A 23461-nucleotide genomic window follows, 5' to 3' on the forward strand; every position below is an offset into this window, starting at 1 on the left:
GTGACCGAGTATGGATGATCATGGACGCACCCCTTCTTCCGACCAGCCAATCCTTTATGTGCTTGATACCAACGTACTGATCCACGATCCAAACGCACTGCTTAACTTCGAAGAACACCACGTCGCCATCCCGATGATTGTGCTTGAGGAACTCGACAAGCTCAAAAGTGGGCACCACAGCGTTGCCGCCGAATGCCGCCAGGCCATCCGCCTGATCGACAAGACCCTGGGCGAAGCCTCACCCGAGGATGTTGAAGTCGGCGTGCCGATCCAGCGTGGCAAAAGCGGGCCCAAGGGCTTGCTGTCGATCCTGATGAGCAAGCGCAGCGAGCCCAACAGCCTGCTGCCGGAAAACCTCAACGACAACAAAATCATCAACCAATTGATCGACCTGCACGCGCGCGACAAGGACCTGCGCCTGGTGCTGGTGACCAAAGACATCAATATGCGCCTCAAGGCCCGAGCGTGCGGGATTGCGGCCGAGGACTACAGCACCGACCAACTGGTCGATGACGTTTCAATGCTGTCCCGGGGTTATCACACGGTGACCGGCTCGTTCTGGGACCTCGTGAGCAAGGTCGAAACCCGTCAGGACCACGGCCGCACCTGGCATCAGGTGCAACTGATCGACAACCTGCCGGCCGTGCACATCAATGAATTCATCATCGACGAACAGGGTTTTGTAGGCTGGATCAAAGAGATTCAGGTCGACAAGCTGCTGATCCTCGACCTGCATCAGGAACCCCTGCTGCACCAGGAAGCCTGGGGCCTGAAACCGCGTGACATCTACCAGAGCCTGGCGCTGTACGCGCTACTCGACCCGGACATCCACCTGGTCAATCTGACCGGCGCCGCGGGTTCCGGTAAAACCATCCTCGCCCTGGCCGCTGCTATCGAGCAGACCATGGTCACCAAGCGCTATCGCCGCATCATCGCCACCCGTAGCGTGCAGGGCCTGGACCAGGAAATCGGTTTCCTGCCCGGCACCGAAGCGGAAAAAATGGAGCCATGGTTGGGGGCGATCACCGACAACCTCGAAGCCTTGCACATGGATGACGAAAACACCCATGGAAGCGTCGACTACATCCTCAGCAAAGTGCCGTTGCAGTTCAAATCCCTCAACTACATCCGAGGTCGCAGCTTCCAGCAAAGCCTGATTTTGATCGATGAGTGCCAGAACCTCACGCCGCACCAGATGAAAACCATCATCACCCGTGCCGGCGCCGGTTCAAAAGTGGTGTGCCTGGGCAACCTGGCGCAGATCGACACCCCTTACCTGTCCGCGACCAGCTCCGGGCTGACCTACCTGACGGAACGCTTCAAAGACTTCCCCAACGGCGTGCACATTGCGCTGCAAGGGGTGCCTCGCTCGATTCTGGCCGAATACGCCGAATCCCATCTGTAAACGCGGTCACTGTGGGAGGGCGCTTGCTCCCTCCCACATGGTTTACACTCGCGGCTCCTGATCAGGAGTATCGCTGTGCTGACTCATCTCGATTCCCAAGGTCGCGCCCATATGGTCGACGTCACCGACAAGTCCGTGACGTTCCGTGAGGCGGTGGCTGAAGCGCGGGTGCGCATGTTGCCAGGCACCCTGCAAATGATTGTCGACGGCGCCCACCCCAAGGGCGACGTGTTTGCCGTGGCCCGCATCGCCGGGATCCAGGCTGCCAAGAAAACCAGTGATCTGATCCCGCTGTGTCATCCGTTGATGCTTACCGGCGTCAAGGTTGAACTGAGCGCCGATGGCGTGGACGCCGTGCATATCGTGGCGCGCTGCAAACTGTCCGGGCAGACCGGCGTGGAGATGGAAGCGTTGACCGCTGCCAGTGTTGCGGCGTTGACGATCTACGACATGTGCAAGGCCGTGGATCGCGGCATGACCATCGAAAGTATTCGCCTATTGGAAAAACTGGGCGGCAAGAGCGGGCATTTCAAGGCGGATCAAGTATGAGCATTAACGTACTGTTTTTTGCGCGCTATGCCGAAGCGGTGGGCTTCGATTCGCTGGAGATGGAAGGTGAGTTTGCCACCGTTGATGCCGTGCGCCTGGCGCTGGCGAGTGACCCCGAGTTCGCAGTCCTCAACGAGACGAGCCTGATGTGCGCCCGCAACAAGGAGTTGTGCAGCCTCGACGAACCGGTGCAAGCAGGCGATGAAGTCGCGTTCTTCCCGCCCGTGACCGGAGGCTGAGCATGGCCATCCGTGTGCAGGTCCAGGCGTTTGATCCCGGTGCCGAAGTCAACGCGATGCACGCGGCCAACGTGGGCGTGGGCGCGGTGGTGAGCTTTGTCGGTTATGTGCGCGACTTCAATGACGGCCGCGATGTGTCGGGGATGTTCCTGGAGCATTACCCCGGCATGACCGAAAAGGCCTTGGCCAAGATCGCCGTGGAAGCCGAGCAACGCTGGCCGCTGCTCAAGCTCGAAGTGCTGCACCGCGTTGGCGCGTTGGAGCCGGGTGAGCCGATTGTGTTTGTCGCGGCAGCCAGTGCCCATCGCCAGGCGGCGTTTGATGCGTGTGCGTTTGTGATGGATTACTTGAAGACCCGGGCGCCGTTCTGGAAGAAAGAGAACACCCCCGAAGGGGCGCGTTGGGTGGACGGGCGGGACAGTGATCACGCTGCCGCGGATCGCTGGAAATAGCCCGCCGAACACCTCTCTTAAAATCACCTCAAATCAAATGTGGGAGGGGGCTTGCCCCCGATGGCAGGGTGTCAGTCAACGATGTTATGACTGATACACCGCCATCGGGGGCAAGCCCCCTCCCACATTTTTACTGCATTCCAAGCCTTAGGGGCGCTTGCGCTCCACGGCTCGCAGCAAGTGCGTCGGCGGTGTCTCGCAGCTGATCTTGCGGCCCAGCAAGGTCTCGATCGATGGCAACTGATACGAGTCATCTTCTCCCGCAAAGCTGATCGACACACCCGCAGCACCCGCACGGCCGGTACGGCCAATCCGGTGTACGTAGTCGTCCGGCACTTCCGGCAGGGTGAAGTTGATCACGTGGCTGATGCCGTCGATATGAATCCCGCGCCCGGCGACGTCAGTGGCCACCAGCACGCGGATCTTGCCTTCGCGGAAACCTTCCAGGGTCTTGATGCGCTTGTGTTGTGGCACATCGCCCGACAGTTGCGCGGCGTTGACGCCGTCGCGCACCAGGCGCTCTTCGATACGGCGTACTTCGTCCTTGCGGTTGGCGAACACCATGACGCGCTCCCAACCGTTATCGTTGATCAGGTTGTAGAGCAGCTTGTACTTGTCGGCACCGGCCACAGCGTAAATGTGCTGTTCGACGTTTTCGCTGGCGACGTTCAGCGCTTCGATCTCGACGATGGACGGGTCGGTGGTCCACTGCTTGGCGAGGTTCATCACGTCTTCGGTGAAGGTCGCGGAGAACAGCAGGGTCTGGCGCTCGTTTTTCGGCGGGGTCTGGCGAATGATCTGGCGCACTTGCGGGATGAAACCCATGTCGAGCATGCGGTCGGCTTCGTCCAGCACCATCACTTCGACCATGTCCAGGTGCACGTCGCCGCGCTGGTTGAAGTCCAGCAGGCGGCCAGGGGTGGCGACCAGGATGTCGCAGTGGCGGGCTTCGAGGTGCTTGAGCTGTTTATCGAAGTCCATGCCACCGACGAAGGTCATCACGTTGAGGCCGGTGTATTTGGTCAGGTCGGCGGCGTCCTTGGCGATCTGTACCACCAGCTCCCGGGTCGGGGCGATGATCAGCGCGCGCGGTTCACCCATGTAGCGCTCTTTCGGCGGCGGTGTTTGCAGCAGCTGGGTGATGATCGAGATCAGGAACGCGGCGGTCTTGCCGGTGCCGGTCTGGGCACGGCCGATGGCGTCTTTGCCGGCAAGGGTGAAGCCAAGCACCTGCGCCTGGATCGGCGTGCAGTAAGGGAAGCCCAGGTCCTGGATGGCGTGCATCAGTTCCGGGGCCAGTTTGAAATCGTGGAAGCGGGTTTTACCTTCCTGGGGCTCGACGACGAAGTCTTCGAGTTTCCAGGGAATGACGACCGGTTTGGGCGCACGTTCCCGGCGCGGCTTCGGGGCTGGCGCGGCTTCAGCCTGAGGTGTCGCCTGTTCGGGCGGTGTCACCGGCGGCGTCTTCGGCTGCGCGACAGGTGCGGTCCGGCCGGGCTGTTGGCCGTCATTGCGGCTGCCGGAGGAGGGGACAGGAGCACTGGGAACAGGCGCGAGCGGCTCAGCCTCGCTTTTGCCGAACATCTTCTTGAGTGCTTTGAGCACGGTGATCTCATTAATTGGTTAAGGAATGTACGCCGGCCAGTGTAATGCAAGAATCGGGCGCGGCGTAGTGCGTCTGTCATACGGCTACATAAACGTGGATTTCAGCGCAGGCGCTCGGCCAGCCAAGTGCCGATATCGCGTATCTCTTCAGGTAACACTTCGTGACCCATTGGGTATTCCTGCCATGTCACGGTGACACCACGGCTCTTCAGGTGCTCGTACGCCGTACGGCCCATGGCGTTCTGTACCACGTCGTCGTACTGGCCGTGCAGGCACAGGGCCGGAATGCGCTGCTGGCTGGCCGACAATTCCAGCTCATCACCAAAGGTAGGCGCGTAAGTGGAGAGGGCGATGACGCCACCCAGCGGGCCTTCCCAATTCATAAACGCAGTGTGGAAGACCACGGCGCCGCCCTGGGAAAAACCCGCAAGAAAAATTCGCGAAGCGTCTATTCCGGTTCTCTTCTGGGCCTCGATCAAATCCGTGAGCATTTTTGCCGATACTTCCAGCTCTTCCAGACTGATGGAACGCGCCGGGCTCATGGCCTTGATGTCGTACCAGCTCGGCATCTCGTAGCCGCCATTAATAGTCACCGCACGGGTCGGCGCCTGGGGCAATACAAAGCGGGTGGTCTGCAATTCTTCCTGCAACGCTTCAGCCACCGGCAAGAAGTCGTAGCGATCGGCACCCAGGCCATGCAACCAGATTACGCAGGCGTCTGCGGGCTTGGCGGGCTGAAGAATCAAGGGGTCGGTCATGTCTGCTCCATAAATGTGCGTGCGCTCCGATTAAGTGCGACGGAACGGTGCGCTAGAGGTTGATCTGTTAAGAGAATGTCGCAAGGCTGAATCTTTTTCTATTGACCATGGGCTGAAACGACTCAGCCGCGACTCTGGTACGCGCCTTGCTACGTGTAGGTCGATGTCAGAACTTTCTTGTGACGGTAACACTATCAGTGAGTGCCGCTTGTAGGAAAGCAGCTGGAATTACCGCGACAGCCTCATGCCGCTCGGCCCTAAAAAAAACCAACACGGGTCGATATCGCCTCATAAGGGTGCGCTGAGGTTCGGAGCTTCGACACAACAAGAGCGTATTTGGAGGTTTGAATGAAGGTATTGAAATCCACCCTGGCCATCGTTTCCGCGGCCGCTGTACTGGGTGTCAGTGGTTTCGCCCAAGCTGGCGCCACTCTGGACGCCGTGCAGAAGAAAGGCTTTGTGCAATGCGGTGTGAGTGACGGCTTGCCGGGTTTCTCGGTACCGGATGCCAGTGGCAAGATCCTCGGGATCGACGCTGACGTTTGCCGCGCTGTAGCCGCTGCTGTGTTCGGCGACGCGACCAAGGTCAAGTTCAGCCAGTTGAACGCCAAGGAGCGTTTCACCGCGCTTCAGTCCGGCGAAGTCGACATCCTTTCGCGCAACACCACCATGACCAGCTCCCGTGACGCAGGCATGGGCCTGAAATTCCCGGGCTTCATTACCTACTACGACGGCATCGGCTTCCTGGTAAACAACAAGCTGGGCGTCAAAAGCGCCAAGGAACTGGACGGTGCAACCATCTGCATCCAGGCCGGTACCACCACCGAGCTGAACGTTTCCGACTACTTCCGTGGCAACGGTCTGAAATACACCCCGATCACCTTCGACACCTCCGACGAAAGCGCCAAGTCGCTGGAATCCGGTCGTTGCGACGTGCTGACCTCCGACAAGTCCCAACTGTTCGCCCAGCGCAGCAAGCTGGCCTCGCCGAAGGACTACGTGGTTCTGCCGGAAACCATTTCCAAGGAACCCCTGGGCCCGGTCGTGCGTAATGGCGACGACGAGTGGCTGGCTATCGTGCGCTGGGTAGGCTACGCCATGCTCAACGCTGAAGAGGCCGGTATCACCTCGAAAAACGTTGAAGCTGAAGCCAAGTCCACCAAGAACCCGGACGTTGCACGTCTGCTCGGTGCTGACGGCGAATACGGCAAAGACCTGAAAGTGAAGAAAGACTGGGTCGTACAGATCGTCAAGCAAGTCGGTAACTACGGTGAAGTGTTCGAGCGCAACCTGGGCAAGAGCACCCCGCTGGAAATCGACCGTGGCCTGAACGCGCTGTGGAACAACGGCGGCATTCAATACGCACCCCCTGTGCGCTGATCGCTGATGGTTCTGTCACCCGGTGGGCCAACCGCCGGGTGATGTTCTGTTCCATTCTTTCCGGGGCACTTCATGCAAAATCAAATCGGCGCACCAAAGCAGAAGCTCAGCTTCAGCGATCCCAAAGTGCGTGCGTGGCTCTTCCAGATCATCACGATTGTGGCGGTGGTCTCGCTGGGCTGGTACCTCTTCAACAATACCCAGACCAACCTTCAACACCGGGGCATTACCTCGGGTTTCGACTTTCTTGAGCGCAGTGCCGGCTTTGGCATCGCGCAGCACTTGATCGACTACACCGAATCGGACAGCTATGCCCGCGTCTTTGTAATCGGCCTGCTCAATACCTTGCTGGTGACCGTGATCGGCGTGGTCCTGGCAACCTTGCTCGGCTTCATCATCGGCGTGGCGCGCCTGTCACCGAACTGGATGATCAACAAGCTGGCGACGGTGTACGTGGAAGTGTTCCGCAACATTCCGCCGTTGCTGCAGATCCTGTTCTGGTACTTCGCGGTGTTCCTGACCATGCCGGGGCCGCGCAATAGCCATAACTTCGGTGACACCTTCTTTGTCAGCAGCCGAGGCCTGAACATGCCGGCAGCACTGGCCGCTGACGGGTTCTGGCCCTTTGTGGCCAGCGTGGTGGTGGCGATCGTGGCAATCGTGCTGATGGCGCGTTGGGCCAACAAGCGCTTTGAAGCCACTGGCGTTCCGTTCCACAAGTTCTGGGCGGGCCTGGCGCTGTTCATCGTGATCCCGGCGTTGTGCGCCCTGATCTTCGGTGCACCGTTGCACTGGGAAATGCCCAAGCTGCAAGGCTTCAACTTTGTCGGCGGCTGGGTGCTGATTCCTGAACTGCTGGCACTGACCCTGGCACTGACTGTTTATACGGCAGCGTTTATCGCCGAGATCGTGCGTTCGGGCATCAAGTCCGTCAGCCACGGCCAGACCGAAGCTGCGCGCTCCCTGGGCCTGCGCCCTGGGCCGACGCTGCGCAAGGTCATCATCCCGCAAGCCTTGCGGGTGATCATTCCGCCGCTGACCAGCCAATACCTGAACCTGGCGAAAAACTCGTCGTTGGCCGCCGGTATCGGTTACCCGGAAATGGTTTCGCTGTTTGCCGGCACGGTGCTCAACCAGACCGGCCAGGCCATCGAAGTCATTGCCATCACCATGAGCGTGTACTTGGCGATCAGCATCAGCATTTCCCTGCTGATGAACTGGTACAACAAGCGCATTGCGCTGATCGAGCGGTGAGGAAACGCCCATGAGTACGCATACGTTCAAACCTGATATGCCGCCGCCGAACAAAGTCTTCGGCCCGGTGGCATGGATGCGCGCCAACCTGTTTTCCAGTTGGCTCAACACCCTGCTGACCTTGCTGTCGCTGTACCTGGTCTACCTGGTAGTACCGCCGATCCTGCATTGGGCCATCCTTGATGCGAACTGGGTCGGCACCACACGCGCCGATTGCACCAAAGAGGGCGCCTGCTGGGTGTTTATCCAACAGCGCTTCGGGCAGTTCATGTACGGCTACTACCCCGGCGACCTGCGCTGGCGTGTAGACCTGACCGTGTGGCTGGCCATCGTTGGCGTGGCGCCGTTGTTCATCTCGCGCTTCCAGCGCAAGGCGATCTACGGCCTGGGCTTCCTGGTGCTGTACCCGATCATCGCCTACTTCCTGTTGCACGGCGGCATCTTTGGCCTGGCCAACGTGGCGACCAGCCAATGGGGCGGCCTGATGCTGACCCTGGTGATCGCCACTGTCGGTATCGCCGGCGCCTTGCCCCTGGGCATCGTGCTGGCGTTGGGACGGCGCTCGAACATGCCGGCGATTCGTGTGGTCTGCGTGACCTTCATCGAATTCTGGCGCGGCGTGCCGTTGATCACCGTGCTGTTCATGTCCTCGGTGATGCTGCCGCTGTTCCTGCCGGAAGGCATGGGCATCGACAAGCTGCTGCGGGCGTTGATCGGCGTGATCCTGTTCCAGTCGGCCTATGTGGCCGAAGTGGTGCGCGGTGGCTTGCAGGCGATTCCCAAGGGGCAGTACGAAGCGGCCGCCGCAATGGGCCTCGGTTACTGGCGCAGCATGGGCCTGGTGATTCTGCCGCAAGCCCTGAAGCTGGTGATCCCCGGTATCGTCAACACGTTTATTGCGCTGTTCAAGGACACCAGCCTGGTGATCATCATCGGCCTGTTCGACCTGCTCAACAGTGTCAAGCAAGCCGCCGCCGACCCGAAATGGCTGGGCATGGCCACTGAAGGCTACGTGTTCGCCGCCCTGGTGTTCTGGATTTTCTGTTTTGGTATGTCGCGCTATTCCATTCATTTGGAACACAAGCTCGACACAGGCCACAAGCGTTAGGAGTTGTTGTTATGAGCGAAGCAATCAAACAGCCTGTGAGCCCTGAAGGCATTATCCAGATGCAGGGCGTCAACAAGTGGTACGGCCAGTTCCACGTGTTGAAAGACATCAACCTCAACGTCAAGCAGGGCGAGCGTATCGTGCTGTGCGGCCCGTCGGGTTCGGGCAAGTCCACCACCATCCGCTGCCTCAACCGTCTGGAAGAGCACCAGCAGGGCCGCATCGTGGTCGATGGCGTGGAACTGACCAACGACCTCAAGCAGATCGAAGCGATCCGCCGTGAAGTGGGCATGGTGTTCCAGCACTTCAACCTGTTCCCGCACCTGACCATCCTGCAGAACTGCACGCTGGCGCCGATGTGGGTGCGCAAGATGCCCAAGCGCAAGGCCGAAGAAATCGCCATGCACTACCTGGAGCGCGTGCGCATTCCGGAGCAGGCCCACAAGTTTCCGGGGCAACTGTCCGGCGGCCAGCAACAGCGTGTGGCGATTGCCCGCGCCCTGTGCATGAAGCCGAAAATCATGCTGTTCGACGAGCCAACCTCGGCGCTGGACCCGGAAATGGTGAAGGAAGTACTCGACACCATGATCGGCCTGGCCGAAGACGGCATGACCATGTTGTGCGTAACCCACGAGATGGGCTTCGCCCGCACCGTGGCCAACCGCGTGATCTTCATGGACAAGGGCGAGATCGTGGAACAGGCAGCGCCGAATGACTTCTTCGACAACCCGCAGAATGACCGGACCAAGTTGTTCTTGAGCCAGATTTTGCATTGATCGATAGATGATGCTTGAAAATAAACCCGGCCTTGGCGCCGGGTTTATTATTTGTGATCTATGAGGCTTTCAGCGGTTCAGTCTCGTCGTGGACGGTATAGGTGAAAGCGCCACGCAAATCAGCACCTTCGGCCAGAATTCTTGCTTGCGCCAGCAAATGCGGATGGCGATCCAACAACCGAATCAGTAGCACTAAGGGCTTGGGCGCAAGAAGCTCGCCGCGTTCGTAGCGAGAGAATGCGTTGTGGCCGGCCCCGGACAGCAAATCTACTGCCTCTTTTTGCGTAAGGTGCAGTTTGCGGCGGGTACGTTTAATCTCGGCGCCGATCATTTTCCGAGCGGCGAGGGTGAGTTCGTCTTTCGCTTCGCCGTAACGGTCAGCGCTGTCGTTGTCGGGATCCCAGAAACCGTCGCCACACACCTCGCATTCCCAGCCTGAAAGATTATCGACCCGACGCTCCATGCCTTTGATGCGGATGGTTTCACTGCGTCCCTCGTAATAGCTCAACGCATCAGGAGCGCCACAGATGTAGCAAAGCTCTTTTTCTTTCATGGGTTTTTCTCCTTGAAGGAGACTACCGGAGGCCTACCGTCAGTGCGGTATGTGACCTTGATGTAAATCTCCTTACCTTTTGAGTGGATGTGATACACATCTTGCCAAACTCGATGGTCTCCATAGGTGGTCATCGACTTGTGCAGCATCCAGTTCTGCAGCTCATAGATGACCTCCTGCATATCCTTGATACTAAGGCCAAGAGCATCGCCGCACTCTTCTGCAGTGCGGGTAAACGCCTTCCTTCCAAGCCGCCTGACATCCGCCTTTATCCCCGCCAGATCGTAATGAGGTGTGTACTTTTCCATAAGACACCTGAGCCGAATAATTACCCTCTAAGGGTAATTTTACCAATCGAAAATACTGCTCCTTTTCCTGCCTAAGAACCGTAGTGCGTTGCCTTTGTAGGCAGCGCTGAATAGGCTGTAGGAAAATTCATCCTATGGTTGGGCGAAAGTCCGCATCCCACGACAGACGACCAGCGTCGGTCTGACGCCTGGTGGACCCCGTGCCAAATCCATCTGCCGATAGTTGATCAATGAACCTTCCATCCAAACACACGACCGAACTCGAAGAACTGTTGATTGACGCCGAAGCCGACGATGACGTCGTGCAGCACGCGCCTGCGACGGTGAACCGCCCCTGGCTGTTGCTGTTGGGCCTGGTGCTGGTGGCGCTGAACCTGCGTCCGGCGCTGTCCAGCATGGCGCCGGTGCTCGGTGACGTATCCAGCAGCCTGGGCTTGTCGGCGGCCAAGGCCGGTCTGCTGACCACCTTGCCCGTGCTGTGCCTGGGGCTGTTTGCGCCCATGGCTCCGATCCTGGCGCGGCGTTTTGGCGCTGAGCGCGTGGTGCTGGGGATTTTGCTGACACTGGCTGCCGGTATCATCCTGCGCAGTTCCTTCGGCGAGGTCGGTCTGTTCGTCGGCAGCCTGATCGCCGGCGCAAGCATCGGCATCATCGGCGTGTTGCTGCCGGGTATCGTCAAGCGCGATTTCGCCAAGCAGGCGGGCACCATGACGGGGGTCTACACCATGGCGCTGTGCCTGGGTGCAGCGCTGGCGGCGGGGGCGACGGTGCCGTTGAGTCACTATTTCGGCGACAACTGGACTGTGGGCCTGGGCTTCTGGATGCTGCCGGCGCTGGTGGCGGCGCTGTTCTGGTTGCCGCAGATCGGACAGAAACACGGCGCTCACCGTGTCGCGTATCGGGTGAAGGGCTTGTTGCGTGATCCGCTGGCCTGGCAGGTGACCCTGTACATGGGGCTGCAATCGTCCCTGGCCTATATCGTGTTCGGCTGGTTGCCTTCGATCCTGATTGACCGAGGCTTGAGTGCCACCGAAGCAGGGTTGGCGCTGTCTGGCTCCATTATTGTGCAGCTATTGAGTTCCCTGGCCGCCCCGTGGCTGGCCACTCGTGGCAAAGACCAGCGCCTGGCAATCCTGGTGGTGATGCTGCTGACGTTGGGCGGGCTGTTCGGTTGCCTGTATGCGCCTTTGGACGGTTTGTGGGGCTGGGCGATTCTGCTCGGCCTGGGGCAGGGCGGCACCTTCAGCCTGGCGCTGACCTTAATCGTGTTGCGTTCGCGAGATGCCCATGTGGCGGCCAACCTGTCGAGCATGGCCCAGGGCATCGGGTACACCCTGGCATCCCTCGGCCCGTTGGCGGTTGGGCTGATGCACGACTGGACCGGTGGCTGGGCGGCCATCGGCTGGATTTTCGCGGTGATCGGCCTGGGCGCGATCATCGCTGGGCTGGGCGCCGGGCGTGCGCGGTATGTGCAAGTCAACAGCGAAAAACGCTAGAGGTACACGACCTCCAAGGTGGCCAGGCCATCGAGTCGGGTGTCGCTGCTCAGGTCCAGGTTTTGCGTGGCGTTGATCACGGTCTCGACCTTGACCGTGCTGATCAGCTCCTGGATCGCCGACGGGCCGGCCGTGCTGCCGGCGATGGCGGTGAAGCCCAGGTAGCTGTTGGCGCCAATGTTGATCGGGTTGAGGTTGGCGGTACGCCAGGCCAGCCCACCGGTGGTGGACTCTGTGCCGTAGACCTGCGTGGTGCTGTCGACCTGAGTCTGGCGAGGGTCGAAGGTCATGGAATACAGGCCGATGCGGTTGCCGCTCTTGTCCAAGCCCAGGCCGTAGTAAATCTCGCTGTTGACCATGGCCGAGCCGTCCCGATTGTCGTGCATGCGCAAGGCGAAACGGCTTGGCGCGCTACAGTCGATGCTGACTTGCAGCAGCTTGACCGGCAGACGGGTGCTTTTGTCCGGGCTCAGGTCTTGGTGGGACATTTTGCCGTAGTCGATCATTGCACCGTTGGACAGTAATGGATTGCACGCGGTGGGCGTGATCCGACCCTTGACCGCCAGATCCACGATCGAAGCGGCCTGTGCATGGGGCGTACTACCGAGCAGCAGCAGGGTGAAAAGGGCGATGTCGTGCTTTTTCATGAGGCTGATCCCAAGGGTTACAGGTAGATGATTTCGAGGGTGCCGGAGCCGTTGATGCGCACTACGTGGCGCAGGTCCAGGGATTGAGTGGGCGCCAGGTAGGTTTTGATGCGCACCGTACCGGACAGGTTGCGCAGCGCGATCGGGCCCTGGGTGTTGCCGGCCTTGTCGGTAAAGCCCATGTAGCTGTTGGCGGCCATGGGGATTTGCCGTTGGCTGGAACTGCTCCACGCCGCGCCATTGCTGGTGGAGTCGGTGCGGTACAGGGTCCTGAAGGTGTCGGCGTTGAATTCACCTGGGTCGATTGTCAGATAGAAGCGCCCGATTTTATTGTGGCTGGCATCCAGGTCCAGGCCATAGGCGGTCTCATCGATACCGCCGGTGGCCGAGCCCTGGCGGTTGTCATGCATGCGCAGGGCAAAACGCGTAGCGGCGTCGCACATCACGCTAAAACGCAAGGTTCTGCCGGGCAAAGGCGTTTCGAGGGTGGTATTCAAGTCTTTGGCCAGCAAGGTGCCGTAGTCCACGAGGCCGTGATCCGACAGCGCGGGTTGGCAGGCCACGGGGGCGAAGTGCGCACGCAGGTTCAGTTCGCGAGAGCGGCCATGCTGGGGGCTATAGAGCGTCCCGGTGGCTTCCCAGGTGGTGGCATCCCGTACTTGGGTGGCGGCAGGGTCGGCCCAGGCGCGCAGGGTCAGTTGCAACGACAGATTCTGGCCGGTGACGACCGCACCTCGTTGCACGGGTGCGATGCCATGAGCGGGAAGCCAGTCCAGAGCTGTCGCGCTGGTCAACGGTGGCTGGCCAGGTGCGGGGAGCAGGCCCAGTTCCACGCGGTGTCCATCGAGCACGGCATGGCCGGCTTCGACGGCGTAGCTGCCGTGCTCGGTCAATTGCAGACGCTGCGCATTGGCGGCCAGGGCGCGGTAGAACAGGCTCATGTCGTCGGCCTTGGGGCAGGTGAAGTTCAGGCTCAGGCGGCGCTCGCCCAGCAAGCGTTCAGCCGCGCTGTCGTCCTGGGCGAGGCGGCTCATCAGGCCGAAATCCACCAAGGGTTCGCTCACATTCAGTTGGCATTCGTCCGCAGCCAGGGCGGTGCCGGCAACGCCAATCAATAGCCACAGGCTCAGTTGATGCAGACGGGTGACAAGGGGCATGGCAGTGTCCTCAAGGTTGATGGCAGCGGGCGGGTGCGGTTTCGAAATACACCGAGGGGTCGGCTTTTTCCGGCAGTTCGAAGCGCAACTGGCAGCGGCTGCCGTCCGCTCGGGTAATCCATAAGGCTGGCTGCTCAAGCACATTGGGCAAGAACACCTGGCTGCCTTCCTGGACCAGGGTGACAAACTCGCCACGGGCGCTGCTGACGGAGGCCCCCGTGGGCAGCGGTGCGCCCTGGTCAGTGCTGACTGTGAGCAGGGCGCGGCGCGTCAGGCCCACGCCAAACTCGACCCGGTCCACGGCACCGCGCCCGGCCGAGATCATCGCCAGGCCGTTGCTGATGTCGGCATTGCGCGGCAACGAACGGGTCTGCACTTCCACCAGGCTGCGGCCGTAGGCGTTGACCTGGGGCACCACCGCCTGGCCTTGCCAGTCGGTCCAGACCGGGCCGCTGGGGGTGCTGAGCTTGATGCCGCTCATGTCGCCCACCGACACCAGGGCGAAGGTGTCGCGCACGGGGTAGGGTGAAAACGTCACGCCGTCGCCGTGCATCACCACGCCGCCACGGGCGCCGCCTTGATAGCTGGAGCGCTCGCTGTCGGAGCGGCTGTAGCTGACGTCCAACTGGCTGTAGCGCGGCAGTGCCGACACGCCCAGGGTGGTTTCCACTTGACGGTCGCGGCTGTCGTGTTCGGCGCTGACCCGATAGCTGAGTTGATCGTCCAGCTGTTCAGTGACGCCCATACCGGTGCGGTTCTCACCGGCTGAGTTACGCACCCAGCCACGCACCCGGCGATTTTCGCCCAGTGGCGCACTGATGTTCAGGTACACCGCATTGTCCTGTTGCTGGCGCCCGCCCATTTGCCATTCGGCACTGGCCGACAATGACACGCCGCCTACACTGGTGCCCCAGGAGGCCAAGGCACGGCTGCTGCTGTCGCCATCGAAACGGCTGGCCCGTGAAAACCCGGCACTGAATGCGCCGAGCCACGGGTGGGCCCAGCCGAGCGTTATGCTTTGTTGATCGCGATAGCGTGAGTGCTGCTGGCCGGTGTCCCGTTCGTAGGTGCTTTCTTCGAGTTCACGATAGCCTGGGGTGCGCCAGGAGTTGGCCGCGCTGAATGACCATTGTTCGCTCAAGCGCTGGGACCAGGACAGATCGGTTTGTGCGCCGCTGACCTGTTCTCTGCCATTGGCATCGGACAGTTGCGTCGACAGCTGGATCTGGCTGTCCAGCCACGGCAGCCAGCCCAGGCTGGCACCGGCAGAGCGATACTCATCGGCCGCCAGCAGGCCGCCGCCCAAGGTCACTTGCGGGTGCACGGTGCCTGTCCAGCCGGCGCTCACCACCCAGGGATCATCGCCCTGGGCATCGCCGATATTCCGCACCCGTCCGGCGGCGACCGAGTAACCCGGTGCAGGCAAACCGAGGCCGAGCATGGCGGCCGGCACGGTGAAGCGTCGTTCGCCGCCGACGCTTTCCTTGACCGTGACCTCCACGTCCGAACGGGTGTTCAAGCGTCGTACGTCGTTCAGCGCAAACGGCCCCGCGGGTACGACGGTGGAGTGAATCAGCGCGCCGTTCTGCCGGACTTCGATTTGCGCCGCACTGTTGGCGATGCCTTCGATCACCGCGCCCTGGCCTTGCTCCAGCAGGGCCTGCTCGGTCAGCACCTGTACGCCGGTGATCTGTGCGCCGGACAACACCGGGTTGTAGAGGTTGATCTGCCCAGCCTGCAACACCGCTTGATGGCTGGCAAAGGTGCGCTGGGCATAGGCCTCCAGATGGGTCGTGCGCGAGAGGCCATCCTGCCAGGTCTGCACCTGACGGCTGCGCACGATCCAGTCACCGGCATTGAAGCCGACTTCAGTATTGGCCGAGCCAAACCGGCTGGCGTCACCGCCATAGCGGTTGTAGAACCCGGTCAGGTCGTAATTGAGCAACCCGGCAAAGCCGCCGGTTTGATAACCCGATACATCCTGGGGTGTTGGCCGCAGGGCTTCGGTGGGCACCACCAGCTGCACCGACAGGTTGGCGGGATCAGGCTCCACCAGGCTTTGCGGGTATCGCGCGATGAAGTCATGACAGTGCTGGTCGTCGTCCGGAACCACCAGGTTGGCGGCGTCCAGCAAGGTGCGGTCGAAGCACAGTGTGCCCTGCTGATCAAAGCTGACCCGCACCCGCTCACGTTGCTGACCGTTGACCCGCAGGCTGACCAGATGTTGCCCGGCGGTAAAGCGCGGCGCATCCAGCAGCAGGCTGGCCAATTGCGGGTCGATGCCCCGTTGGTGCAGGGTTATGGCGTCGAAGCCGGACGCCGGAGCGCTCTCTGCCCAGCCTTTGGCCGGCAGCAAGGCGCACAGCAGCAACGTGATCGGAAAGGCGGGGCGAGGCGGTGTTTCGGGCATGGCTTTGCCGTCACGGTAACTCAATACTGTTTTCACGAAAGGCACTCGAATAGTGAACGCCCAGGCCCGGTTTTTCCGGCGCATGCAGGCGTTCCGGTGATAGTCAATGAGCTATCACTTCGTTATCCAGGCATCTGGCGCGCCTGTTTTGTGGGGTCAGGGCGTGATGGGTGCTTCGTAGGCCGCAACGGCAAATCCGTACACCGTGGCTGGCTGTAACTGGACTTTACTAGCTGGCCCTCCGCTGGCCGGCACGCTCAATGCTTCACCCGGCAGCACATAGGTGCGCGGCAACATGGCCTTGCCGTCACCGGGCAGCAAACGCAGCTCCTGGGCCAGGCGCACCACATAGGGCGTGTCGTTACGCACCTGCAACATGCCATCGCGCAATGACCAGGTCAGGTCAGTCCAGGGCGTGCGGTTAAGTGCCAGGCCCTTGGGATGCACGATCACCGGCAGGTTCTGGCGCACGGTCACACCCACGCGTGCATGGCCTGCCTGCGTAGCGGCCCGGCCCTGGGGCATCCCTTCGAAAATAGCGCGCTTGAGGCGCTGGGTTTTCAGTGGCGTCTGGTTTTGCAGAATGAAACGCACCAGTTGCGATTTGGACGGTTCCACCCGTGACAGCGGCGGCGTGACCACCAGCAGCGGCTCAGTGTCTTCGGGGACGTCTTGCAGGGTCACATGCAGCAGGGCGAGTTTGCTGTCGGTATTGGTCACCGAAATCGCCACCTCGCCCTCGGCTTCGTGAACGATCACCACAGAGCTTTCGGGCACCATGCCGTCGGCTTTGACTTGAGTGCCGAGCAAGAGCATCAGGGCGATAAAACCGGCGGCGGTGTTTGAACATAACGTCGTCATGACGGGGTATCCGTTGAGGCAAAAAAGTTAGAGGTAGCGCAAGTCCAGCACGATGGAACCATCAAGCGGCACGTCTCGATCCAGGGTCAGGTGCTCTGTGGCGTCGATTACCGTGTCGACCCAGAGCTGGCTGAACAACTGGCTGATGAAGTCGGGCTGGCGCTCGCCTGGTAGTGCAAAGCCCATATAGGTCTGTGGTGTGGCAGCGGACTGCGGGACCCAGGTCTCGCCGTTGTTGATCGATGCCAACGCCTGCATGTGCTGTCCATCCCCTATTGAGTCGCGGTAGCTGAGCGACACCGACCCCAGGCGTTGTCCCGGTGCATGAGCGTTGACTCCAAGGCCGAATGTTCCGGGGGTTATCGCGGACTCCGGACGGTTGTCGATACCCACCAGGGCAAACAGCATGGGACGTGTGCAGATCACGCTTAATTCGAGCACCCGCCCGGGCAGTGCGGTAGGTGCCGAGGCGTTCAGACGGTAGGTGGGAATCTTGCCGTGTTCGACGGTGCCTTCATCGGACAGCTCGACGCGGCAGGCATCGGGCGTGAGTCTGCCAGTGACCGTGAGGTCGACAAGCGAGTCGGCAATTACTTCGTTGGTGGTTAGCGGCAAAAGCAGTACTAGAAAGCGAGCATACGAATTCATCGGTTCATCACTGGCACACATAAGCACGACTGTGGGAAAACCCATGCCGGGCATATGCCCCGGCATGGTGGGCAAGGCATTACAGGTACTTCACTTCAAGTGTGGCCGAGCCATCGATGGGTACTTCGTTGCTCAGGTCCAGGCTGTCGGTGCGGGCGATGACGGTCTCGACCTGCATATCCATGACGACCTCTTTGGCGGATAGCGGTTGAGTGTCGTCATCCATGGCTGCAACGGACATGTACAGGCCCGGGTCCCAGAAGCGCTCGCTGTACCAAGTGTTACCCGCGTCATTGGAGGCAATCGGTTGCACTGGTACGCTGTCGGCAATCGGGTTGCTCAGGATCAGGTTATACCGCCCCAGTTTCTGGTTGCCGTTGATCAGTCCCAGGCCGTAGCTGGTAGGACCAGTGGCTGAGCCGGCGCGGTTGTCGATCGAGTGCAGGGCAAACTGAATGGGCGCATCACATATCACGGCGATGGTCATGGTGTGAGTGCCGATCAGCGTCGGGTTGTCCGGGCGCAGGTCTTTTGCCGAAATCTTGCCGTGATCGATCACCCCGCCGCTAGACAGGCTAGGGGTGCAGGCGCTGGGGACGATCAGGCCTTTGACGGCCAAGTCCACCGTGGAGGCCGCAAAAGCGGCTGGGGACGCGAGTAGCAGGCAGGCAGAGAGAGTGCTAAAAATTTTTTTCATGGCGGGCGAGTTCCTTTCGGTTGCATTTTTCTGCAGTAATTACAGATAGTTGAGTTGCACAGTGGCATGACCATCCACGGGGACTTCATCGATGAGAGTCAGGCGCTCGGCAGGTGCGATATGGGTATAAAGGCTGAGCTGTGCGTCCAGGTTCTTGACGGCGATGGGCACCAGTTCGTTGCCCATCGCAACAGCGGTCAGCATGACGTGATTGAGCGCCACTGCCGGTTTCCAGGTCATGCCGCCGTCCTCCGAGACGATGGGGCGGGCGGGTATGCCGTCGGCGACCAGCTCGCGCAAGGCAAGGGCTGCGCCCCCCAGTTTCTCTCCGTCGGGTGTCATGCCCAACCCATGCCAGTTATCATGATTGGCCGAGCTGCCGGCGCGGTTGTCGATGGTGTTCAGGGTAAAGAAGGTCGGGCCTTCGCAGCGCACGCTAAACTCCATCGACTGGTTGGGCAGTGAGGTGAATTGTTCAGCATTGAGTGTCTTGGCCGACATCTTGCCGAAATCGACCACGCCGCCACTCGACATCAAGAGTTCGCAGGCGCTGGGAGTGATGCTGCCTTTGATGGCGAGGTCCGTGTTACTGGCTGCAAACACCGTTGGCGTGAATAGCAGTACCAGCGCAGCGCGAGTGGCAAATGTGCTCATGGATAAAGAACCTTTGTGAGAAGAGGTCGATGGACGGGGGGTTAGGGCTACAGGTAAACCACTTCCAGAGTGCCGGAGCCATCGATGGGCTCTTCGTTACTCCAGTCGAACTGGTCTGCGCGTGCGATCTGGGTCCCTACTTCAAAATCCAAGGTCAGTTCCTTCACCGGAATCGGCATGCTGGCGTCGTCCAGGGCGCCTACGCCCCATAGGGTCTGTAGTTCCCAGGCCCACTCCGCATACCATGTTTGCCCGCCATCTATAGAGGCGATCGGTTGGACGGCGGTGTTGTCAGCAATCATGTTTCTTGGCGTCAGGTAAAACCTCCCCAACTTCTTGTTGCCATTAATCAGGCCAAGGCCGAAGTAGCTGCTTCCGATGGAGGTACCCGTGCGGTTATCGATGGGCCTGATGGCGAAGTGGGTTGGTGCTTCGCAGTTGAGGGAAAATTGCAACATAACCCTTGGCAGGGACGTAGGGTTGTCCTGAACCAGATCTTTTGAGGCGATCTTTCCGTGATCGACCACGCCACCGCCTGCAATTACAGGCGTACAGGCACTTGGGGTGATCACGCCTTTTACGGTCAGGTCCACAGTGCTGGCTGCAAAGGCGGGTAGAGTGGTCGCGAGCAACAGGGCGGTGCTCATCAGGGACATCTTCATTTCAGGTTGTTCCAGTGCAAAAACAGACGAATTACAGTGCCAGGGCAAAGCCTGACGTTGGAGAGGGGCGCAATTTATCGGGCGACCTGAGGCGGGGGGAATACAACTATTACGACAATGCTGGAGTGCACTGAATAGCGTCGGAAGAAATCCGAGCATGTGTAGGAAGTGTTGAGCTTTCGTAGTTGTTGTATCGCTATAAAAATGGTCATAGGGATACTTGGTGGGTTTTTAAGCAGTCATTTGAATGTCAAAAGAGGGCAGCAGGACCGACCGTAACAACGAGGTGATCATGCCGTCCTGCCCACCGCCTGGCGAAGTGCCTGACCTGCAATCGGCACTGTCGGCCCATTGGCAGCATGTGACCGTATTGGTGGTGGAAGACCATTCCACCTACCGCGCCTTGCTGGGCTGGTACCTGGGGGCGCTCGGGCTGGGATTTGAGCTGTTCAGCGATGGGCGCAGCGCCCTGGCAGCGATCGTCAGCCGGCCCTTTGATCTGGTGATCACTGACTGCCAGATGCCCCTGATGGATGGTTACCGGATGACCCGCGCCATCCGTCTTCGCGAGCGCATCAACGGCCTGGCACGCATGCCGGTGATTGCCTTGACCGCCAACCTGACACTCCACGATCAGCAACGATGTCGCGCCGCTGGCATGGACGCCTGGCTGCGCAAACCCTTGATGCTGCAACAACTGCGCAAGGTGTTGCTGTACTGGTTGCCCGGCCCCGGTGCGCTGCCGCCGGTGCGCAAGCCCACCCCGCCCGGCGTGGCATGGCCCACCCGCGCTGATCTTGTCCAGACCTTTGGCAGCCAATCGGCGGTGGACATGATGCTCGCAAGCCTGCTGGTCGCCGCGCGGGAGGACAGTGCACTGCTGGAACATGCGCGCCTCACGTGCAATACGGCAATGACTGCCGAGCGTTTGCATCGCCTGGTGGGCAGTCTGGCGTTTCTGGGTGGGGTTGGCCTTGAGGCCAGAGGCGTTGAGTTGATTGAGCAGGTCCAGGCTCACGGCGTGATGTCGGTCAGGGCCGAGCTGGAAGTGTTCCAGGCGGACCTGCAGGCCTACATCACCTACTTGAACAGCCTGTAGGGGGCCGACGGTTTGCCGAGTGTTGATCGGTTTTTTTATGTAGGTATTTTCTTTTTGTTTTGTGGGGAGTTGCTTATTGGCTACCAAACACTGGACCAGACTCCCGGCTCATTGTCGTGAGCGGTTGTTGAGGATCGCCCACGGCGCTATTTTGCCTGCGTCCAAGTTGCCATCATCCGTGGGTGCCTATGCTTCAAGTAATTATTGCTGACGATCATCCCATTGTGCGTATCGGGCAGCGGGTCGTGATCGAGGCGAATGGACGGTGCAAAGTAGTGGGGGAGGCCGATGGGCCCGATGAGTTGCTCAGGTTGCTGGGCAGCACACCCTGCGATGTGCTGGTGACCGATTTCGCCATGCCGGGTGGCCAGCAGGCTGACGGTTACGGCCTGCTCAGCCTGTTGCAGCGCCAGTACCCGGGGTTGCCGGTGATTCTGGTGACGATGTTCGCCAATGTGGCCACGTTGCGTGCGTCGTTTGCCCACGGGGCACAGGCCATTGTGGCCAAGAGTGCCTCGGCCAAGGAACTGCCTCTGGCGATTAAGGCGGTCAGTGAAGGCAAGACCTTTGCCAGCGAATGTCTGCGAGTACAAATGGTGGAGGCGGGTACCGGCGATCAGTCTCAGCAGCCGCAGCTGTCGGACAAGGAGCGGGAGGTGGTGCGCATGCTGGCCAGCGGCATGACCGTGAGCCAGATCGCCGCACGGGTCAATCGCAGTATTTCAACCATCAGCAAACAGAAAAGCACGGCGATGCATCGGCTGTGCATTTCCACCGATGTGGACCTGTTCGCCTACGCGCGTAGCTGTGGCATGGTGCCTTAGCGCTTAGCCTGCGGTATTAGCCTGGTAAATGCCGATAGTGTTCCGCGCGTTTGCGCACTATCGTACGCAACCCCTATGGCTTTTCGGAACCTGTCCATGAGCGACGCCCATAACGCTTTGATCACCGAGTTCTACAGCGCTTTCCAGCGCCTTGACGCCGAGGCGATGGCGGCTTGCTACACCGATGATGTGGTGTTCAGCGACCCGGCCTTCGGCGAACTGCGCGGACGTGATGCCGGCGATATGTGGCGCATGCTCACCACCCGCGCCAAAGACTTCTCCCTGACTTTCGACAACGTGCGCAGTGATGACCACAGCGGCGGCGCGCATTGGATCGCCACCTACCTGTTCAGCGCCACGGGCAACACCGTGGTCAACGATATCCAGGCGCGGTTTGTGTTCCGCAACGGCAAGATTTGCGAGCACCACGATCACTTTGATTTGTGGCGCTGGTCGCGCCAGGCACTCGGCACCAAGGGCCTGTTGTTGGGTTGGACGCCGTTGGTGAAAAACGCCGTGCGTGCCCAGGCCAATAAAGGCTTGAAGGCATTCCAGGCCAGTCGTTGATACGCTGGGTGTTCCACTTGTCTGTTGAACCTGGCCGTGACTGATCCCGTCGAACCCAAACCTTGGTACGTCTACCTGGTGCGCGCCGCCAATGGCTCGCTGTATTGCGGCATCAGCAACGACCCGGTGCGCCGTTTTGCCTCGCATCAGAGCGGCAAGGGCGCGCGGTTTTTTCTCTCCAGCCCTGCCGTTGCGCTGGTGTACACCGAGCAGTGCGCGAGCAAGGGCGACGCGTTGCGTCAGGAACGCTTGATCAAGAAGCTGAAGAAGAGTGCGAAGGAGTGTCTGGCGGCGAGTGGTTCATTGATCTGACTGATGGGTTCCCATCACGCCACCTGAGCAAGATGCGCGCTAAGCTGCGGGTTCATTTGTTAGGTGGACCCCAGCATGTCTGAGCTAATTCTGCACCACTACCCCACATCCCCCTTCGCGGAAAAAGCTCGGCTGTTGCTGGGCTTCAAAGGGTTGTCCTGGCATTCGGTGCATATCTCCCCGGTGATGCCAAAACCGGATCTGACGGCCTTGACGGGCGGCTATCGTAAAACCCCGGTGCTGCAAGTGGGCGCCGACATTTATTGCGACACGGCCCTGATCGCTCGCCGCCTGGAACAGGAAAAAATTGCACCTGCGTTGTTTCCCCTGGGCCAGGAAATGATCACCCAAACCTTCGCCACTTGGGCCGACAGCGTGGTGTTTGCCCACGCCGTAAGCCTGGTGTTCCAGCCGGAGTCGGTGGCGGTGCGTTTTGGCAAGTTGCCGCCGGAAGCGATCAAGGCGTTTCTCGCCGACCGCGCCGCGCTGTTCAGCGGCGGCACCGCGAGCAAGCTTCCGGCCGAGTTGGCCAAGCATCAATGGCCGGCGATTATGGCGCGGCTGGAGCAGCAATTGCAGCGAGAGCCGGGCGACTTCCTGTTTGGCGAACCGTCGATTGCCGACTTTGCCCTGGCCCACCCGCTGTGGTTTCTCAAGGCCACGCCGGTGACCGCGCCGTTGGTGGACGCGTATCCGGCCGTGTCGGCGTGGTTGGGCCGTGTGCTCGGTTTTGGCCATGGCACCGCGAGCCAGATGACCGCCGAGCAGGCGTTGGAAATCGCACAAAAGGCCACACCGGCGCCGTTGCCGGAAGAAGTGTTCGAGGACTTGAATGGCTTCCAGGTCGGCCAGCAAGTGACCATCAGCGCCATCGATTACGGTGTCGACCCGGTCGCTGGCGAATTGCTCTTCGCTGGGCGCGAAGAACTGATTCTGCGCCGCACCGACGAACGCGCCGGTACCGTTCACGTGCATTTCCCGCGTTTCGGATTTCGCATTCAGGCGCAATAAATAAAAATATTTGCAAATACAGGTGAGGT

General features: G+C 60.4%; 26 protein-coding genes. 14 read left to right on the forward strand and 12 right to left on the reverse strand.

Features of this window, described 5'->3' with window-relative positions; translation table 11 throughout:
- Window positions 1–10 precede the first annotated feature (10 nt).
- From NDJ82_RS20860 to moaE, 4 genes are all read left to right on the forward strand, one after another.
- Complete coding sequence (locus NDJ82_RS20860; RefSeq protein ID WP_032886372.1) at window positions 11–1405, forward strand: PhoH family protein; 1395 nt, start codon at window positions 11–13, stop codon at window positions 1403–1405.
- Window positions 1406–1480: 75 nt separating this feature from the next.
- Window positions 1481–1954 carry a cyclic pyranopterin monophosphate synthase MoaC gene (gene moaC, locus NDJ82_RS20865; RefSeq protein WP_099584952.1) on the forward strand — a complete coding sequence of 158 codons (474 nt, stop codon included), beginning with the start codon at window positions 1481–1483 and terminating at the stop codon, window positions 1952–1954.
- Window positions 1951–2193: a molybdopterin converting factor subunit 1 gene (moaD, locus tag NDJ82_RS20870; RefSeq protein ID WP_191947244.1), complete on the forward strand. Its 243-nt coding sequence runs from the start codon at window positions 1951–1953 to the stop codon at window positions 2191–2193. Before moaC ends, moaD begins: the two co-directional genes overlap by 4 nt.
- A 2-nt stretch (window positions 2194–2195) precedes the next feature.
- Window positions 2196–2645: a molybdopterin synthase catalytic subunit MoaE gene (moaE, locus tag NDJ82_RS20875; RefSeq protein ID WP_250926210.1), complete on the forward strand. Its 450-nt coding sequence runs from the start codon at window positions 2196–2198 to the stop codon at window positions 2643–2645.
- 147 nt (window positions 2646–2792) lie between these two features.
- On the opposite strand, the gene rhlB is transcribed toward moaE, so the two are convergent.
- On the reverse strand, window positions 2793–4256 hold the full coding sequence (rhlB, locus tag NDJ82_RS20880; protein WP_177411600.1) for an ATP-dependent RNA helicase RhlB: 1464 nt from the start codon (window positions 4254–4256) through the stop codon (window positions 2793–2795).
- A gap of 95 nt (window positions 4257–4351) precedes the next feature.
- Window positions 4352–5008 carry an alpha/beta hydrolase gene (locus NDJ82_RS20885; protein ID WP_099584956.1) on the reverse strand — a complete coding sequence of 219 codons (657 nt, stop codon included), beginning with the start codon at window positions 5006–5008 and terminating at the stop codon, window positions 4352–4354.
- Window positions 5009–5356: 348 nt separating this feature from the next.
- Here NDJ82_RS20885 and NDJ82_RS20890 point away from each other — a divergent pair, with 348 nt between their 5' ends.
- The 4 genes from NDJ82_RS20890 to NDJ82_RS20905 all read left to right on the forward strand — a co-directional run bounded on the left by NDJ82_RS20890 (window position 5357) and on the right by NDJ82_RS20905 (window position 9526).
- Complete coding sequence (locus NDJ82_RS20890) at window positions 5357–6388, forward strand: amino acid ABC transporter substrate-binding protein (protein ID WP_017526224.1); 1032 nt, start codon at window positions 5357–5359, stop codon at window positions 6386–6388.
- A gap of 72 nt (window positions 6389–6460) precedes the next feature.
- Window positions 6461–7642 (forward strand): amino acid ABC transporter permease, encoded by a 1182-nt coding sequence (locus NDJ82_RS20895; protein ID WP_099584957.1) that lies wholly within the window; start codon window positions 6461–6463, stop codon window positions 7640–7642.
- 10 nt (window positions 7643–7652) lie between these two features.
- Complete coding sequence (locus tag NDJ82_RS20900) at window positions 7653–8750, forward strand: amino acid ABC transporter permease (RefSeq protein WP_099584958.1); 1098 nt, start codon at window positions 7653–7655, stop codon at window positions 8748–8750.
- A gap of 11 nt (window positions 8751–8761) precedes the next feature.
- Window positions 8762–9526, forward strand: coding sequence for an amino acid ABC transporter ATP-binding protein (locus tag NDJ82_RS20905; protein ID WP_003171943.1), 765 nt, complete (start codon window positions 8762–8764; stop codon window positions 9524–9526).
- 58 nt (window positions 9527–9584) lie between these two features.
- On the opposite strand, the gene NDJ82_RS20910 is transcribed toward NDJ82_RS20905, so the two are convergent.
- A complete protein-coding gene (locus tag NDJ82_RS20910) occupies window positions 9585–10079 on the reverse strand; it encodes a type II toxin-antitoxin system MqsA family antitoxin (protein WP_250926211.1) in 495 nt (164 codons plus the stop codon).
- Window positions 10076–10387, reverse strand: coding sequence for a type II toxin-antitoxin system MqsR family toxin (locus NDJ82_RS20915; protein ID WP_099584960.1), 312 nt, complete (start codon window positions 10385–10387; stop codon window positions 10076–10078). Before NDJ82_RS20915 ends, NDJ82_RS20910 begins: the two co-directional genes overlap by 4 nt.
- Before the next feature lie 230 nt (window positions 10388–10617).
- On the opposite strand from NDJ82_RS20915, the gene NDJ82_RS20920 reads away from it, so the two are divergent.
- On the forward strand, window positions 10618–11883 hold the full coding sequence (locus tag NDJ82_RS20920) for a CynX/NimT family MFS transporter (RefSeq protein WP_250926212.1): 1266 nt from the start codon (window positions 10618–10620) through the stop codon (window positions 11881–11883).
- Here the strand turns inward: NDJ82_RS20920 and NDJ82_RS20925 are convergent.
- From NDJ82_RS20925 to NDJ82_RS20960, 8 genes are all read right to left on the reverse strand, one after another.
- Window positions 11880–12530 (reverse strand): DUF1120 domain-containing protein, encoded by a 651-nt coding sequence (locus NDJ82_RS20925; protein WP_250926213.1) that lies wholly within the window; start codon window positions 12528–12530, stop codon window positions 11880–11882. The genes NDJ82_RS20920 and NDJ82_RS20925 overlap by 4 nt on opposite strands.
- 17 nt (window positions 12531–12547) lie before the next feature.
- Window positions 12548–13687, reverse strand: coding sequence for a DUF1120 domain-containing protein (locus NDJ82_RS20930; RefSeq protein ID WP_250926214.1), 1140 nt, complete (start codon window positions 13685–13687; stop codon window positions 12548–12550).
- A 10-nt stretch (window positions 13688–13697) separates the two neighbouring features.
- Window positions 13698–16097, reverse strand: a complete 2400-nt coding sequence (locus NDJ82_RS20935) for a fimbria/pilus outer membrane usher protein (protein WP_250926241.1) — start codon at window positions 16095–16097, stop codon at window positions 13698–13700.
- A 156-nt stretch (window positions 16098–16253) separates the two neighbouring features.
- Window positions 16254–16958 carry a fimbria/pilus chaperone family protein gene (locus NDJ82_RS20940; RefSeq protein WP_099584964.1) on the reverse strand — a complete coding sequence of 235 codons (705 nt, stop codon included), beginning with the start codon at window positions 16956–16958 and terminating at the stop codon, window positions 16254–16256.
- A 27-nt stretch (window positions 16959–16985) separates the two neighbouring features.
- Window positions 16986–17606 carry a DUF1120 domain-containing protein gene (locus NDJ82_RS20945; RefSeq protein ID WP_112196911.1) on the reverse strand — a complete coding sequence of 207 codons (621 nt, stop codon included), beginning with the start codon at window positions 17604–17606 and terminating at the stop codon, window positions 16986–16988.
- Window positions 17607–17685: 79 nt separating this feature from the next.
- Window positions 17686–18303 (reverse strand): DUF1120 domain-containing protein, encoded by a 618-nt coding sequence (locus tag NDJ82_RS20950; protein ID WP_250926215.1) that lies wholly within the window; start codon window positions 18301–18303, stop codon window positions 17686–17688.
- A 39-nt stretch (window positions 18304–18342) separates the two neighbouring features.
- On the reverse strand, window positions 18343–18957 hold the full coding sequence (locus NDJ82_RS20955) for a DUF1120 domain-containing protein (protein ID WP_250926216.1): 615 nt from the start codon (window positions 18955–18957) through the stop codon (window positions 18343–18345).
- Window positions 18958–19004: 47 nt separating this feature from the next.
- On the reverse strand, window positions 19005–19604 hold the full coding sequence (locus NDJ82_RS20960) for a DUF1120 domain-containing protein (RefSeq protein WP_250926217.1): 600 nt from the start codon (window positions 19602–19604) through the stop codon (window positions 19005–19007).
- Window positions 19605–19911: 307 nt separating this feature from the next.
- Between NDJ82_RS20960 and NDJ82_RS20965 the strand changes: the two genes are divergently transcribed.
- The 5 genes from NDJ82_RS20965 to NDJ82_RS20985 all read left to right on the forward strand — a co-directional run bounded on the left by NDJ82_RS20965 (window position 19912) and on the right by NDJ82_RS20985 (window position 23432).
- The gene (locus NDJ82_RS20965) at window positions 19912–20718 is read left to right on the forward strand and encodes a response regulator (protein WP_112193581.1); all 807 of its coding nucleotides are present in this window, start codon (window positions 19912–19914) and stop codon (window positions 20716–20718) included.
- Window positions 20719–20906: 188 nt separating this feature from the next.
- A complete protein-coding gene (locus NDJ82_RS20970; protein ID WP_099584969.1) occupies window positions 20907–21542 on the forward strand; it encodes a response regulator in 636 nt (211 codons plus the stop codon).
- A gap of 96 nt (window positions 21543–21638) precedes the next feature.
- Complete coding sequence (locus NDJ82_RS20975) at window positions 21639–22109, forward strand: nuclear transport factor 2 family protein (protein WP_250926218.1); 471 nt, start codon at window positions 21639–21641, stop codon at window positions 22107–22109.
- Window positions 22110–22145: 36 nt separating this feature from the next.
- Window positions 22146–22421, forward strand: a complete 276-nt coding sequence (locus NDJ82_RS20980) for a GIY-YIG nuclease family protein (RefSeq protein WP_099585028.1) — start codon at window positions 22146–22148, stop codon at window positions 22419–22421.
- A 75-nt stretch (window positions 22422–22496) separates the two neighbouring features.
- A complete protein-coding gene (locus NDJ82_RS20985) occupies window positions 22497–23432 on the forward strand; it encodes a glutathione S-transferase family protein (RefSeq protein ID WP_099584971.1) in 936 nt (311 codons plus the stop codon).
- The last annotated feature ends 29 nt before the right edge of the window (window positions 23433–23461 follow it).

Source organism: Pseudomonas sp. SR18 (genome assembly GCF_023701505.1).
In the GTDB taxonomy this organism is placed as follows: Bacteria; Pseudomonadota; Gammaproteobacteria; order Pseudomonadales; family Pseudomonadaceae; genus Aquipseudomonas; species Aquipseudomonas cyclaminis.

Coding starts and splice junctions, on each gene's coding strand:
- NDJ82_RS20860 (WP_032886372.1), top strand. CDS start 11: ATGGATGATCATGGACGCACCCCTTCTTCCGACCAGCCAATCCTTTAT.
- moaD (WP_191947244.1), top strand. CDS start 1,951: ATGAGCATTAACGTACTGTTTTTTGCGCGCTATGCCGAAGCGGTGGGC.
- moaE (WP_250926210.1), top strand. CDS start 2,196: ATGGCCATCCGTGTGCAGGTCCAGGCGTTTGATCCCGGTGCCGAAGTC.
- NDJ82_RS20885 (WP_099584956.1), bottom strand. CDS start 5,008: ATGACCGACCCCTTGATTCTTCAGCCCGCCAAGCCCGCAGACGCCTGC.
- NDJ82_RS20890 (WP_017526224.1), top strand. CDS start 5,357: ATGAAGGTATTGAAATCCACCCTGGCCATCGTTTCCGCGGCCGCTGTA.
- NDJ82_RS20895 (WP_099584957.1), top strand. CDS start 6,461: ATGCAAAATCAAATCGGCGCACCAAAGCAGAAGCTCAGCTTCAGCGAT.
- NDJ82_RS20900 (WP_099584958.1), top strand. CDS start 7,653: ATGAGTACGCATACGTTCAAACCTGATATGCCGCCGCCGAACAAAGTC.
- NDJ82_RS20905 (WP_003171943.1), top strand. CDS start 8,762: ATGAGCGAAGCAATCAAACAGCCTGTGAGCCCTGAAGGCATTATCCAG.
- NDJ82_RS20910 (WP_250926211.1), bottom strand. CDS start 10,079: ATGAAAGAAAAAGAGCTTTGCTACATCTGTGGCGCTCCTGATGCGTTG.
- NDJ82_RS20915 (WP_099584960.1), bottom strand. CDS start 10,387: ATGGAAAAGTACACACCTCATTACGATCTGGCGGGGATAAAGGCGGAT.
- NDJ82_RS20920 (WP_250926212.1), top strand. CDS start 10,618: ATGAACCTTCCATCCAAACACACGACCGAACTCGAAGAACTGTTGATT.
- NDJ82_RS20925 (WP_250926213.1), bottom strand. CDS start 12,530: ATGAAAAAGCACGACATCGCCCTTTTCACCCTGCTGCTGCTCGGTAGT.
- NDJ82_RS20930 (WP_250926214.1), bottom strand. CDS start 13,687: ATGCCCCTTGTCACCCGTCTGCATCAACTGAGCCTGTGGCTATTGATT.
- NDJ82_RS20935 (WP_250926241.1), bottom strand. CDS start 16,097: ATGCCCGAAACACCGCCTCGCCCCGCCTTTCCGATCACGTTGCTGCTG.
- NDJ82_RS20940 (WP_099584964.1), bottom strand. CDS start 16,958: ATGACGACGTTATGTTCAAACACCGCCGCCGGTTTTATCGCCCTGATG.
- NDJ82_RS20945 (WP_112196911.1), bottom strand. CDS start 17,606: ATGAATTCGTATGCTCGCTTTCTAGTACTGCTTTTGCCGCTAACCACC.
- NDJ82_RS20950 (WP_250926215.1), bottom strand. CDS start 18,303: ATGAAAAAAATTTTTAGCACTCTCTCTGCCTGCCTGCTACTCGCGTCC.
- NDJ82_RS20955 (WP_250926216.1), bottom strand. CDS start 18,957: ATGAGCACATTTGCCACTCGCGCTGCGCTGGTACTGCTATTCACGCCA.
- NDJ82_RS20960 (WP_250926217.1), bottom strand. CDS start 19,604: ATGAGCACCGCCCTGTTGCTCGCGACCACTCTACCCGCCTTTGCAGCC.
- NDJ82_RS20965 (WP_112193581.1), top strand. CDS start 19,912: ATGCCGTCCTGCCCACCGCCTGGCGAAGTGCCTGACCTGCAATCGGCA.
- NDJ82_RS20970 (WP_099584969.1), top strand. CDS start 20,907: ATGCTTCAAGTAATTATTGCTGACGATCATCCCATTGTGCGTATCGGG.
- NDJ82_RS20975 (WP_250926218.1), top strand. CDS start 21,639: ATGAGCGACGCCCATAACGCTTTGATCACCGAGTTCTACAGCGCTTTC.
- NDJ82_RS20985 (WP_099584971.1), top strand. CDS start 22,497: ATGTCTGAGCTAATTCTGCACCACTACCCCACATCCCCCTTCGCGGAA.